This is a genomic window from Streptomyces sp. NPDC058198, from assembly GCF_042882605.1.
Classification (GTDB): domain Bacteria; phylum Actinomycetota; class Actinomycetes; order Streptomycetales; family Streptomycetaceae; genus Streptomyces.
The window spans coordinates 1611000-1623893 of record NZ_JBHVVP010000001.1; the positions used below are offsets into that span (position 1 = coordinate 1611000).

A 12894-nucleotide genomic window follows, 5' to 3' on the forward strand; every position below is an offset into this window, starting at 1 on the left:
GGGAGCGCAATGGCGGCGGAGCGCATGGTGGTCATCGGCGGTGATGCGGCGGGCATGTCCGCCGCATCGCAGGCCCGCAGGATGAAGGGTCCGGAGGAGCTGGAGATCATCGCCTTCGAGCGCGGCCACTTCACCTCGTACTCCGCGTGCGGCATTCCGTACTGGGTCGGCGGCGACGTGCCGGGGCGCGACGAACTGATCGCCCGTACGCCTCAGGAGCACCGCGAGCGCGCCATCGATCTGCGGGTGCGCACGGAGGTCACGGAGCTCGATGTGGCCGGGCAGCGGGTCCGCGCGCGTGATCTCTCCGACGGTACGGAGAGCTGGACGGGCTTCGACAAGCTGATCGTCGCGACGGGGGCGCGTCCGGTGCGTCCCCCGCTGCCCGGGATAGACGCGCCGGGCGTGCACGGCGTGCAGACCCTCGACGACGGCCAGGCGCTGCTGGACACCCTCGCCGCTACGGAGGGCGGCCGCGCGGTGGTCGTCGGCGCGGGCTACATCGGGGTGGAGATGGCCGAGGCGCTGCTGAAGCGCGGCTACGAGGTGACCGTCGTCCACCGCGACGAGCAGCCGATGTCCACGCTCGACCCCGACATGGGCCGGCTGGTCCACGCGGCGATGGACGGGATGGGCATCACCACCGTCGGCTCCACCGCGGTCTCCAAGATCCTCACCGGCGAGGACGGCCGGGTACGGGCCGTCGCCACCGAGGACGCCGAGTATCCGGCGGACGTTGTCGTGCTCGGCATCGGCGTCCAGCCGGAGACGGCCCTCGCGGAGGCCGCCGGTCTGCCTCTCGGGGCGTACGGAGGGCTGCTCACCGATCTGTCGATGCGGGTGCGCGGCCACGAGAACATCTGGGCGGGCGGCGACTGCGTGGAGGTCCTCGACCTGGTCTCGGGCACCACCCGCCATATCGCGCTCGGCACCCACGCCAACAAGCACGGCCAGATCATCGGCGCGAACGTGGGCGGCGGGTACGCCACGTTCCCCGGCGTGGTCGGTACGGCCGTCAGCAAGGTCTGCGAGCTGGAGATCGCCCGCACGGGGCTGCGGGAGAAGGACGCCCACCGGGCGGGCCTCCAGTTCGTCACCGCGACCATCGAGTCCACCAACAGCGCCGGCTACTACCCCGGCGCCGCCCTGATGACGGTCAAGATGCTCGCGGAGCGCCGCACCGGCCGGCTGCTCGGCGCCCAGATCGTCGGCCGTGAGGGCGCCGCGAAGCGCGTGGACATCGCGGCGGTCGCGCTCACCGCCGGAATGACGGTGGAGCGGATGACGACCCTCGACCTCGGCTACGCCCCGCCGTTCTCCCCGGTCTGGGATCCGGTGCTGGTAGCCGCGCGCAAGGCGACGGCCGCGGTACGGAAGGCGGGGGTGTAGCCCCCGGCCGCCGTCGCCCTCAGCGGGCCGTCCGGGTGTGTACGTACTCCACGAGCCGGCTCAGGGCGTCCGGGTCCATGCTCGGCAGGACTCCATGGCCCAGGTTGAAGATGTGGCCCTCCAGGCCCGCCGCCGCGTCCAGCACCTCGCGGGTCTTGGTCTCCACCGCCCGGGTCGGGGCGAAGAGGACGGCCGGGTCGAGATTGCCCTGCAGCGCCTTGCCGGGGCCGACGCGGCGGGCGGCCTCGTCGAGCGGCACGCGCCAGTCGACGCCGACGACGTCCGCGCCGGCCTCGCCCATCGCGCCGAGCAGTTCGCCCGTGCCGACGCCGAAGTGGATGCGCGGGACGCCGTACGCGGCGACCGCGTCGAAGACCTTCGCGGAGGCGGGCAGCACGGAGTGGCGGTAGTCGGCGGGGGCCAGGGCGCCGACCCAGGAGTCGAAGAGCTGGACGGCGCTCGCGCCCGCCTCGATCTGGACCTTCAGGAAGGCCGAGGTGATGTCGGCGAGCCGGTCGAGCAGGTCCGCCCACAGCTCCGGGTCGCCGTACATCATCGCTTTGGTGTGTTCGTGGTTGCGGGACGGGCCGCCCTCCACGAGATAGCTCGCCAGGGTGAAGGGCGCGCCGGCGAATCCGATGAGCGGGGTGGACCCGAGCTCGCCCGTCAGCATGCCGATCGCCTCGGTGACGTACGACACGTCGTCCGGGGTGAGGTCGCGCAGCCGGGCGAGATCGGCCCGGCTGCGGATCGGGTCGGCGACGACAGGACCCACGCCCGGCTTGATGTCGAGGTCGAGGCCGATGGCCTTGAGGGGGACGACGATGTCGCTGAAGTAGATCGCGGCGTCGACCTTGTGGCGCCGTACCGGCTGGAGCGTGATCTCCGTGACCAGCTCGGGCCGCATGCAGGACTCCAGCATCGGAATCCCCTCGCGCACCTTCAGATACTCCGGCAGCGAGCGCCCCGCCTGCCGCATGAACCAGACCGGGGTGTGCGGCACCGGTTCACGGCGGCACGCCTTCATAAAGGCCGATTCGTACGTCTTCGTCTGGTGGCCCGAGGGGCGGTCAATGGCGCTCACGCCCAGAATCTTCGCATGTACGGGGAAGCGGCGGCCCCGGCCCGGGTGTCCCTCCCTGCGCGAGGCGCGGGTTCCGCCTACTCTTCCCCGCATGGCTGCGGCTCAGGGACAGTTTTCCGATCATTCCAACGGCACCGAGGGAACGGACGGCGCGGAGGGGGACTCCGTCCCGTCCGCGTTCCGGCTGGCGGTCGAAGCACTGCGGGCGGCGCGACTGCGTTCCGAGATCGAGATCGACCCGACGCCGCCGCCGAAGCGGCTCGCACCGCACGCGTACGCCCTGGAGGCCGCGGTCGTCGACGGCGACGACGATCTGGCGGACGGCCGGCTCGTCCTGCTGCACGATCCGGCCGGGCACGACGCCTGGCAGGGGACTTTCCGGCTGGTGACGCTCGTACGCGCGGAGCTGGAGCCGGAGATGGCCGCCGATCCGCTGCTGCCCGAGGTGTGCTGGTCCTGGCTGACGGGCGCGCTGGAGGCGCGCGGACTGTCGTACGGAGAGGCCAGCGGCACCGTCACGCGCGCGGGCTCGCACTACTTCGGCGGTCTCGCCGAGCGCCGGCCAGCGACGCAGATCGAGATCCGGGCGTCCTGGACGCCGCGCGAGGGCCGGGGCGGGGTGCCCGACTCGGCGGCACATCTGGCGGCCTGGTGCGATCTGCTGTGCCAGGTCGCGGGGCTGCCGCCGGCCGGCCCCGTCCACGGTCCCGCGGACGCGGGCACCGGCGCGGGCGTGGTGTCGCTGCCGCAGCGGCGCGGTCCTCAGGTGTCCTGAACCTGCCACATCCGGGCCCGTAGCCGGTCCGGCATTCCCGCACTCCTGGCCCTGGGCGCCCTGACGCCCCTTCACGGCCATGACACCGCACGCCACCTGGACCTCCCGGGGTGCCGCCGCGCCCCACGATGATCGATCACGCATCCGAATTGCCCGAATTGTTACTCACCAAATCGTGATCTTTCTCTAAAGGCGGACGCGTTTACTGCCGAAGAGGTCTATGACCCTTCAAGCACGGTTCGCCCCGGCTTCATCCCCCTTGAGCCGGTGCTGTCCCGCACCTTCCCCAGGAGGCCTGGTGTCCGTTCTCCTCGAGCAGCCCGCAAGCCTGGTCGCCTACCGCCCGAACAAGCCGACGGCCATGGTCGTCGTGGCCGACCCACGCGTCCGCTCCACCGTCACCCGCCACCTGTGGGCCCTTGGAGTACGTGACGTCATCGAGGCGTCGTCCATCGCGGAGGCCCGCCCCCGCGTCAGCAACCCGCGCGACATCTGCGTTGCCGACGTCCACCTGCCCGACGGTTCCGGGCTGACCCTGCTGTCCGAAACCCGAGCCGCGGGCTGGCCCAACGGCCTCGCCCTCTCCGCCGCCGACGACATCGGTGCCGTCCGCAACGCACTCGCGGGCGGCGTCAAGGGCTATGTCGTGACCGGTACACGGACGAATATCGGCCACCCCACCCGCCCCGGCGCCGCCCCCATCGGCGCGGGACCGCGGATGCACCGCCGCCCCCCGGGTGCCCCGAACCACCCGGGTGGCTACCGCGAGCTCTCCGGCCGTGAGGTCGAGGTGCTCCGGCTGGTCGCCGAAGGACAGTCCAACAAGGCCATCGGCGTCTCGATGGGCCTGTCCGCACTCACCGTCAAGAGCCACCTCGCCCGGATCGCGCGCAAGCTCGGCACGGGCGACCGGGCGGGGATGGTCGCCGTGGCCCTCCGCACCGGCATCATCCACTGACCACTTCTCATCCCTCACCGCCCGTCGACGGAACGTTCCGTCGACGGGCGCCTTCCGTTCACAGATACCCTTGACAGGTGACCGACGCCCAAGAGACCGCAGCAGAGCCAGCACTGCGAACCACCGGGGGCGCTCCCCCGGACGACGTCGAATCGGCGCCGATCCCCTTGCTGGAGCCCCGCGAGGGCATTCCGCCGGTGGTCGCCACCGATGAGGCGCTCGCCGAAGTGATCGCCGCCTTCGCCGCGGGCACCGGACCGGTGGCCGTCGACGCCGAGCGGGCGTCCGGCTACCGGTACGGCCAGCGCGCCTACCTCGTCCAGCTGCGCCGCCAGGGCGCGGGGACGGCGCTGATCGACCCGGTCGGCTGCCCCGACCTCTCCGGCCTCGGCGAGGTCCTCGCCGACGCGGAGTGGATCCTGCACGCGGCCACCCAGGATCTTCCGTGCCTGCGCGAAATAGGCATGATGCCCACCCGGCTGTTCGACACGGAGCTGGCCGGCCGGCTGGCGGGCTTCCCCAGGGTCGGCCTCGGGGCGATGGTCGAGAACGTCCTCGGCTACGCCCTGGAGAAGGGCCACTCCGCGGTCGACTGGTCGACCCGTCCGCTCCCCGAGCCGTGGCTGCGCTACGCCGCGCTCGATGTCGAGCTGCTCGTCGATCTCCGCGACGCGCTGGAGAAGGAACTGGACCGCCAGGGCAAGCTGGACTGGGCCCACCAGGAGTTCGACGCCATCGCCTCGGCCCCGCCGCCGCCCCCGCGCAAGGATCCCTGGCGCCGTACGTCGGGGATGCACAAGGTGCGCCGGCGCCGTCAGATGGCCGTCGTACGCGAGCTGTGGACCACCCGCGACCGGGTCGCGCAGCGGCGTGACGTCTCCCCCGGCAAGGTGCTGAGCGACACCGCGATCGTCGAGGCGTCCCTCGCGCTGCCGGCCAACGTGCACGCGCTCACGGCGCTGCCCGGGTTCGGCCACCGGATGGGACGGCGCCAGCTGGAGCAGTGGCAGGCGGCGGTCGACCGGGCCAAGTCGCTGCCCGACCTGGAACTGCCCCAGCCCGGCCAGCCGGTCTCCGGTCCGCCGCCGCCGCGCTCCTGGGCGGACAAGGACCCGGAGGCCGCGGCGAGGCTCTCGGCGGCGCGCTCGGCGGTCTCGGGGCTCGCCGAGCGGCTGAACATGCCGCAGGAGAACCTGATCACGCCGGACACGGTCCGCCGCGTCTGCTGGGAGCCGCCGCAGGAGCCGACGGTCTCGAACGTGGCGGAGGCGCTGGCGGGGCACGGGGCGCGCGCGTGGCAGGTGGAACAGGTGGCGCCGCTGCTGACGGGGGCGCTGCGGGTGTAGCGGGGTCGCGGTTCGCGGTTCGCGGTTCGCCGTCCCGGCGGGGGGGTTCGGGTGCGGGGCCGTTCGTCGGGGTGCGGGGGTCGCGGGCTCCGGAGGTGTGTGTCCGGACTGCATGATTTACGGCGCCGTGCGGCTCGTTTCTCGGGTGCGGCTTGTGTGCGCCGACAAATCACGCTTTACGTCCGGACACACACCTCCTGCGCCCCCACCCCCCTCCCGCCGGTGGCCCACCAGCCCGCCCGGCCCCGCCTGGGGAAAGTGGGCACGCGCGCGCCCGTGGGACGTAGGCCGCTCCTCCCGTGTGACGACCGCCCGTCTCCACGACCGCCGGCGAGTGAGCCGAAGGGCGCGCCGCTGTCGAAAGGGAGAACGCGCACAGGTTCGTGAGGAACGAGCGAACCGAGCACGATCGACCGTCGACAGCGGCATAAAGCGCCCGGAGGCGAACCGAGCCCCAAAAAGAGGGGGGTGCACGGTCGACCGTCGACAGGGGCATAAAGCGCCCGGAGGCGAACCGAGCCCCAAAAAAAGAGGGTGGGGGGTGGGCGGGTTGGTTACTGGTTAGTAGCATGATGGGGGTGAAGCGCGCCGACAGGCGTGCCCCGCACCTCGCACCCTGGAGGAGAGCCATCGTGCCTCGTACCGTCAGGGACGTCGTCTTCGTCGACGGCGTCCGCACCCCGTTCGGCAAGGCGGGCCCGAAGGGCATCTACCACGAGACCCGTGCCGACGATCTCGTCGTGAAGGCGATCCGGGAGCTGCTGCGGCGCAACCCGGAGCTCGACCCGGCCCGTATCGACGAGGTCGCCATCGCCGCGACCACGCAGATCGGCGACCAGGGCCTCACCCTCGGCCGTACCGCGGGGATCCTCGCGGGGCTGCCGCAGTCCGTTCCCGGGTACTCCGTCGACCGCATGTGCGCGGGCGCGCTGACCGCCGTGACGAGCACCGCGGGCTCCATCGCGTTCGGCGCGTACGACATCGTCGTCGCCGGCGGGGTCGAGCACATGGGCCGCCACCCGATGGGCGAGGGCGTCGACCCGAACCCGCGCTTCGTGTCCGAGAAGCTCGTGGACGACTCCGCGCTCTTCATGGGGATGACGGCCGAGAATCTGCACGACCGCTTCCCGCAGCTGACGAAGCGCCGCGCCGACGAGTACGCGGTCCGCTCGCAGGAGAAGGCCGCCAAGGCGTACGCCAACGGCACGATCCAGCAGGACCTGGTGCCGATCTCCATCCGCCGTACGAGCCCGGAAGCGGGCGAGACCGGCTGGGGGCTGGCCACCGCCGACGAGCCGATGCGCCCGGGGACGACGCTGGAGTCGCTCGCGGGTCTCAAGACGCCGTTCCGTCCGCACGGCCGGGTCACCGCGGGCAACGCGGCGGGGCTCAACGACGGCGCCACCGCCTCGCTGATCGCCGCCGAGGACTTCGCGCGCGAGCTGGGCCTGCCGGTCAAGATGCGGCTGGTCTCGTACGCCTTCGCGGGTGTCGAGCCCGAGGTGATGGGCTACGGCCCGATCCCGTCGACCGAGAAGGCCCTCGCCAAGGCGGGCCTGTCGATCTCCGACATCGGTCTGTTCGAGATCAACGAAGCGTTCGCCGTGCAGGTGCTGGCCTTCCTCGACCACTACGGCATCGCGGACGACGATGCCCGCGTCAACCAGTACGGCGGCGCCATCGCGTACGGCCACCCGCTGGCCTCCTCCGGCGTACGTCTGATGACGCAGCTGGCGCGGCAGTTCGAGGAGCAGCCGCACGTCCGCTACGGCCTGACCACCATGTGCGTCGGCTTCGGCATGGGCGCGTCGGTCATCTGGGAGAACCCGCACTTCGACGGAGGCACCAAGTGAGTACCGCTGAACTCCTGAAGGGCGCGGCCGAGCTGTTCCCCGACGAGGTCGTGACGCAGGCGCACGTGCGCCATCTCGATCTCCCGGCGGCCGCCGGGCGCTTCGCGCTGATCACGCTGGACAACGGCCTGGACCACACCAAGCCGACCACCTTCGGTCCCCAGTCGCTGGCGAATCTCAGCGCCGCCCTCGACCAGGTCGAGAAGGAGGCGTCCGAGGGCACGATCGTGGGCGTCGGTGTCACGGGCAAGCCGTTCATCTTCGCGGTCGGCGCCGACCTCAAGGGCGTGGAGCTGCTGAAGCGCCACGAGGACGCGCTGGCCATCGGCAAGGGCGGCCACGAGGTCTTCAAGCGGCTCGCCGCGCTGGCCGTGCCGACCTTCGCGTACTACAACGGCGCGGCGATGGGCGGCGGTGTCGAGGTCGGTCTGCACTGCCGGTACCGCACGGTGTCCGCGGCGCTGCCCGCCTTCTCCCTGCCCGAGGTCTTCCTCGGTCTGGTGCCGGGCTGGGGCGGCTGCACGCTGCTGCCGAATCTGATCGGCGCGGACCGCGCGGTCTCGGTCGTCATCGAGAACTCGCTCAACCAGAACAAGCAGCTCAAGGGCGCCCAGGTATATGAGCTGGGCATCGCCGACGCGATCTTCGAGGGCGCGGACTTCCTGGAGCAGTCGCTGATCTGGACCGCGTCCGTGCTGAAGGGCGAGCTTCAGGTCCTACGCCCCGAGGTCGACCGCGGCGAGGCCTGGGACCAGGCCGTGGCGCGCGGCCGGTTCATCGCCGACTCCAAGGTGCACGGCGCGGCCCCGGCCGCGTACCGCGCGCTCGACATCATCGCCGCCGCCAAGGACGGCGATCTGCAGGCGGGCTTCGACGCCGAGGACCAGGCCCTCGCGGACCTGATCATGGGCGGCGAGCTGCGGTCCGGCATCTACGCCTTCAACCTGGTGCAGCGGCGTGCCAAGCGCCCGGCCGGCGCCCCCGACAGGGCGCTGGCCCGCCCGGTCACGAAGGTGGGCGTCGTCGGCGCCGGTCTGATGGCCTCGCAGCTGGCGCTGCTCTTCCTGCGCCGCCTGGAGGTCCCGGTCGTCCTCACGGACATCGACCAGGAGCGTGTCGACAAGGGCGTCTCGTACGTCCACGGCGAGATCGACAAGCTGCTGCTGAAGTCCCGTATCAACCAGGACAAGGCCAACCGGCTCAAGGGCCTGGTCTCCGGTGTGCTGGACAAGGCCGAGGGCTTCGCGGACGCGGACTTCATCATCGAGGCCGTCTTCGAGGAGATGGGCGTCAAGCAGCAGGTGTTCGCAGAGGTCGAGGCGGTCGCCCCGGCACACGCGATCCTCGCCACCAACACCTCCTCGCTGTCGGTGTCCGAGATGGCGTCGAAGCTGAAGAACCCCGAGCGGGTCGTCGGCTTCCACTTCTTCAACCCGGTCGCGATCCTCCCGCTGCTGGAGATCGTGCGCGGCGAGCAGACCGACGAGGCGTCGCTGGCCACGGCGTTCGGGGTGGCGAAGAAGCTGCGCAAGAGCGCGGTCCTGGTGAAGGACGCCCCGGCGTTCGTCGTCAACCGCATCCTGACCCGCTTCATGGGCGAGATCCAGAACGTGATCGACGAGGGCACGCCGGTCGCGGTCGCCGAGCGGGCCGTCGAGCCGCTCGGCCTGCCGATGTCCCCGCTGGTGCTGCTGGAGCTGGTCGGCCCTGCGATCGGTCTGCACGTCTCCGAGACCCTGCACCGCGCGTTCCCCGACCGCTTCACGGTCTCCGGGAATCTCGCGGCGGTCGTCAAGGCCGGCAAGCGCGGCTTCTATGTGTACGACTCCGGGCAGCCGGAGCTGGACCCGGAGGTCGCCGCGCTCCTGAAGCAGGGCGATGTCGTCCTGACCGAGGAGCAGACCCGCGACCGTGTCCTGGACGCGGTGGCGCAGGAGATCGGCCTGATGCTGGACGAGGGCGTCGTCGCCGAGGCCCAGGACATCGACCTCTGTCTGCTCACGGGCGCCGGCTGGCCCTTCCATCTGGGGGGCATCACGCCGTACCTGGACCGTGAGGGTGTCTCGGAGCGGGTGAACGGCAAGCCGTTCCTGGCGCCGGGCGTGGCGAGCGTCCCCGCGTAGCGCGTCGACACCGGCCGGGCCGGTACGGAAGCCTGCTTCCGTACCGGCCCGGCCGGTCTGTTTCAGGGCCGGATCCGCGTCCACGCCTCCAGTGCGAGCCCCGGCTCCGCCTTCTGCCGGGCCACGCACAGGGTGCCGTCCGCGTCGACGCAGGCCAGTACCACCCTGCCGTGGCCGTCCAGGGCCAGGGCCGGTGCGCCCACGCAGGGTTCGCCGCTCGGGGTCCAGTTGAGGCCCGCCGCCTCGTCCTCGGTCGGGTAGGCGGCGATGCGGGGACGGCCGTCGGTGGAGCGCTGGGCCAGGATCGTGCAGTCGTGGCCGTCGACCGGAGTACGCAGCAGGGCGAGCGGGCCGGTGCCGCGGCCGCCCAGGGCGGCGGGTTCGGAGCCCGGCCGCCAGGCGCGGACGGTGAAGTCCCCGGCGTCGCGCCAGAAGTGGGTGAGCCGCCCGCCGCCGGTCCGCTCCGCGGTGATCGTGCCGGGCGCGACCCTGGCCCCCGGCTCGTCCTCGGCGCGCTCCAGCGGCGCTTCGGGCTTCTCCCTGCGCCAGTGCACGACGGTGTCCCGCGCCGGGACGAGGACGTCGATCAGCCCGTGGTCGGTCATGGCGGCCGCCGTCTCACCGGTCAGCGCCGTCCCTTCGGCGTCGGCCCCGCCCCAGGACTGCCAGCGGCCGGTGGGTGACTGGTTCTTGGCCGAGAGGCCGCCGTTGGCGTTGCGCAGGAAGAGATGCACCGATCCTGTGGTGTCCACGACCGCGGACGGCAGGCCGATCGCCGCCGCCTTCTCACGGTCCTTGCCGTGCGGATTGCCCAGCGACTGCCAGTCGCGCAGCGGACGGCCCGTCTGGAACTGGACGGCGTGCAGGAGATCGGTGTCGTCGGGACCGTCGGCGCGCGGGCGCTTCCGTACACCCAGCAGATGGACGAAGCCCCCGGCGCTCCGCGCGACGGACAGATACGGCAGCAGTCCGCCGGCGGCCAGCAGGTCGGGCCCCGACCAGTCGGGGCCGCCGACCCGGGTCTCCGTCCAGCGGAGCACGCCGTCGGCGGTCGGGGCGTACGCGGTGAGCCTGCCGTCCTTGCCCCGCAGCAGCCAGCCGGTGGTCGCGGGCAGCGCCTCGTCCCGGGTGACGGCGAGGGGCGTACGGCGGTCACGGGGCTCGTCCGGCGCGTCGCCCGCGCTGTCACCCGGCCGCTTCGACGTCCGTCCGGACCGCGGTGTCATGACCCACCGCCACCTTCCCGAGCGCAGGAAACTCAGATGACGATAGTACTCGCCGGTAGACGACGCGGCCCGAGCTGGGGCGCGCACCGTGGGGCGCCGCTGTGGCACGCTGCCGAGGTGCGGACTCTGCTGATCGTCGACGCGGCCAATGTGGTCGGTTCCGTTCCTGACGGATGGTGGCGCGACCGGCGCGGGGCCACCGAACGGCTGCGCGACACCCTGGTGCCGTTCGCCGGCCGGGGGGTGCCGGGGCATCCGGGGCCCGTCGAGGTCGTGCTCGTGGTCGAGGGCGCCGCCCGGGGCGTGGAGCCCGTACCGGGGGTACGGGTGGAGCGGGCGCCCGGCAGCGGGGACGACCTGATCGTGGAACTGGCCGAGCGGGCGGCGGCGGACGGCCTCGGCTGCGCCGTCGTCACGGCGGACCGGGAGCTGCGCCGGCGGGTGGCCGCGCACGGCGCGGACTGTGTCGGGCCCAGGACCGTACGTCAGCCGCCGGACGAGCGTACGTAGAGCACCGCGCCGTCGACCGTCTGCGTCAGCGGCTCGTAGTGCCGGGCCAGCAGCCCGCGCAGGGTGGGCAGCCGGTCGGGGGCGTAGGGCTTGCCGCGCGAGTCGTCGACGATCAGGGCCGGCGGACGGGACCGCAGCTCGGAGACGAGGACCGGCCACGCGCCCGCCACGGCGTACTTCTCCCCGACCTCGGGGCCCGCGCGGCCGCCGCTGTAGTTGGTGAGCAGACCCGCCGTCAGATAGCGGCTGGCCGGGGCGCGGTCGGCGAGCCAGTACGTCTCCGGGTGCATCCCCCACACGAGGACCCGCTCGGTGGGGGCCGTACGGGCCCGTACGGCGTCGGCGAGGCGCTGGACATGGCCCAGCTCCGGGCGGGGCGCCAGGATGCCCCAGGCGAGGAACAGGGCGCAGACGCAGGCCGAGGTCAGCAGCGCAGGGGCCAGCCGGTCGTGGGGCAGCAGCCGCAGGGCCGCGGTCGCCATCAGGACGACCGGCGGGACCAGTTGCAGGAAGTAGTGGCCGAAGAAGTGGAAGCCGAGCAGGACGGCGAAGCACGAGGCGGCGAGCCAGAGCCAGAGGTCGGCGGCGCCCGGTCTCGGGGCCCGCTTTCCGCCTGCGCGCAGACTGCCCGTGGGCAGACTTCCCGTACGCAGGCCGCCCGTGCGCAGAGCGCGGACGACCGGCGGGAACAGGCCGGCGCACGCGAGACAGAGCAGGGCGGTGTTCGCCACGCCCCGGGACACCACATGGAGTTCGGAGCCGGTGAAGGTGGCGTACGCCCCGGAGCCGGTCACCGTCCAGAAGAGAAAGCCCGACGGGACGGTGAGCAGGGCCGCGGCGAGCACGGGCAGTACCAGCCCGGCGGTCAGACGTGCCAGGCCGGCCCGGCGGGCCGGGGCGTGCCACAGCAGCCACAGGACGGGGAGGAGGACCGCGCCGCCCGTCTGTTTCGTCAGCAGCGCCCCGGCGACCGCGAGACCGGCGGCGCCCCAGCGGCCCCGGCCCGCGCACCAGATGGCCGCGACCGTGAACGGCAGTATGAAGACCTCGAAGGTGGCGGCCTGGGTGTCCTCGGGGTTGAGTCCGATGGAGACCAGCGGGCAGAGGACTCCGGCGGTCCAGCCCGCGCGGTCGCCCCAGCGGTCGCGTGCGACGGCGGCGAGCAGGGCCGCGGTGAGCAGCTGGGCGAGGACCGCGAGCACCTTGACCGCGTGCAGGGACGCGTCGCCGAAGAGCGCGAAGACGGCTTCGTACAGCCAGGGGAGCAGGGGCGGCTTCCGGTCGACGACCGTGTCGTACAGCGCTCCCCCGTCGGCCAGTATCCGTGCCTGGACGGCGAGATAGCCCTCGTCGGGGCTCCACAGGGGGTGGAGGAAGGAGGGCAGGCGGGTGACGGCGGTCAGCAGCGCGAGGGCGGGAAGCAGGCGGCGCCAGTAGCCGGCGCCGCGGCCGGTCCGCGGGACCTGGGGCCGTACGGTGCGGCGCGGGGAGGAGACGTACCCAAGGGCGGACGGCGGCTCGGCGAGCATGCCGCACAGTATCCGGCCTCACGGTCGGTGCCGGGGCAGGACATGCGGAGCGTGGGCGACTGACGACAACGCGGCCGGGGCGGCCGCCCGGCGCGCGCCAC

The 12894-nt window shown here is 72.6% G+C and carries 10 protein-coding genes; 7 read left to right on the top strand and 3 right to left on the bottom strand.

Annotated features, from left to right (window positions below; translation table 11 throughout):
• The first annotated feature begins 9 nt into the window (after positions 1 to 9).
• A complete protein-coding gene (locus ACFVWW_RS07135; protein ID WP_384189018.1) occupies positions 10 to 1389 on the top strand; it encodes an FAD-dependent oxidoreductase in 1380 nt (459 codons plus the stop codon).
• Between the two features lie 19 nt (positions 1390 to 1408).
• Here ACFVWW_RS07135 and hemE read toward each other — a convergent pair whose 3' ends face one another.
• Entirely contained in the window at positions 1409 to 2416 is a 1008-nt protein-coding gene (gene hemE / locus ACFVWW_RS07140) for a uroporphyrinogen decarboxylase (protein ID WP_384189029.1), read from the bottom strand.
• A 148-nt stretch (positions 2417 to 2564) separates the two neighbouring features.
• On the opposite strand from hemE, the gene ACFVWW_RS07145 reads away from it, so the two are divergent.
• From ACFVWW_RS07145 to ACFVWW_RS07165, 5 genes are all read left to right on the top strand, one after another.
• Positions 2565 to 3248 (top strand): DUF3000 domain-containing protein, encoded by a 684-nt coding sequence (locus ACFVWW_RS07145; RefSeq protein WP_384189020.1) that lies wholly within the window; start codon positions 2565 to 2567, stop codon positions 3246 to 3248.
• 298 nt (positions 3249 to 3546) lie between these two features.
• Entirely contained in the window at positions 3547 to 4206 is a 660-nt protein-coding gene (locus ACFVWW_RS07150) for a LuxR C-terminal-related transcriptional regulator (RefSeq protein ID WP_384189022.1), read from the top strand.
• A gap of 77 nt (positions 4207 to 4283) precedes the next feature.
• Positions 4284 to 5552 (top strand): ribonuclease D, encoded by a 1269-nt coding sequence (locus ACFVWW_RS07155; protein WP_384189024.1) that lies wholly within the window; start codon positions 4284 to 4286, stop codon positions 5550 to 5552.
• A 632-nt stretch (positions 5553 to 6184) separates the two neighbouring features.
• Entirely contained in the window at positions 6185 to 7405 is a 1221-nt protein-coding gene (locus ACFVWW_RS07160) for a thiolase family protein (protein WP_384193937.1), read from the top strand.
• On the top strand, positions 7402 to 9528 hold the full coding sequence (locus ACFVWW_RS07165; RefSeq protein ID WP_386876388.1) for a 3-hydroxyacyl-CoA dehydrogenase NAD-binding domain-containing protein: 2127 nt from the start codon (positions 7402 to 7404) through the stop codon (positions 9526 to 9528). Before ACFVWW_RS07160 ends, ACFVWW_RS07165 begins: the two co-directional genes overlap by 4 nt.
• Positions 9529 to 9590: 62 nt before the next feature.
• On the opposite strand, the gene ACFVWW_RS07170 is transcribed toward ACFVWW_RS07165, so the two are convergent.
• Complete coding sequence (locus ACFVWW_RS07170) at positions 9591 to 10754, bottom strand: hypothetical protein (protein WP_386876390.1); 1164 nt, start codon at positions 10752 to 10754, stop codon at positions 9591 to 9593.
• A 36-nt stretch (positions 10755 to 10790) separates the two neighbouring features.
• Here ACFVWW_RS07170 and ACFVWW_RS07175 point away from each other — a divergent pair, with 36 nt between their 5' ends.
• Complete coding sequence (locus ACFVWW_RS07175) at positions 10791 to 11264, top strand: NTP pyrophosphohydrolase (protein ID WP_384329402.1); 474 nt, start codon at positions 10791 to 10793, stop codon at positions 11262 to 11264.
• Here ACFVWW_RS07175 and ACFVWW_RS07180 read toward each other — a convergent pair.
• Complete coding sequence (locus ACFVWW_RS07180) at positions 11240 to 12793, bottom strand: glycosyltransferase family 39 protein (RefSeq protein WP_386876392.1); 1554 nt, start codon at positions 12791 to 12793, stop codon at positions 11240 to 11242. The two genes, ACFVWW_RS07175 and ACFVWW_RS07180, sit on opposite strands and share 25 nt — an antisense overlap.
• Positions 12794 to 12894: the final 101 nt, after the last annotated feature.